This is a genomic window from Mesorhizobium sp. M8A.F.Ca.ET.207.01.1.1 (assembly GCF_004794715.1).
GTDB lineage: Bacteria > Pseudomonadota > Alphaproteobacteria > Rhizobiales > Rhizobiaceae > Mesorhizobium.
Map to the genome: position 1 here is coordinate 1 of NZ_SRUS01000387.1, position 319 is coordinate 319.

Annotated in this window: 1 protein-coding gene; it reads right to left on the minus strand. The window is 69.6% G+C overall.

Annotated elements, in window-relative coordinates; translation table 11 throughout:
* On the minus strand, nucleotides 1–231 hold a 231-nt coding region (locus EN850_RS35035; protein WP_136093034.1), incomplete at its 3' end, for a DUF4339 domain-containing protein.
* Nucleotides 232–319 lie beyond the last annotated feature (88 nt).

The following is a 319-nucleotide window of genomic DNA, read 5'->3' on the forward strand; positions in this document are numbered from 1 at the left end:
AGCGACGCTGCCGGCATCGGCGTGCACCGGTTCAACCGGCGGCGGGGACGGGCGATCCGGCGCTAACGACGGATCCAGTTCGGCCAGCGGCCGCCACGATGCCATCCCCTCGCGCCACAGCACTGTGCGGGCGTTTACGGTCCCGTCCTGCTGCAGGCGGCGCAGCCCGGCCAGATCCACCGGTCCCTCGCTCTGCCTGCTGTTGGCGTACCACCACTGCGCGTCCTGCATGAAAACGTCCCTGTCGCGTTGATCCGTTATTTGTTGACTGGCGTCCAGCGCGCTGCGGCCAGCGTCTGCGACACCCCGTGCCTGCCGC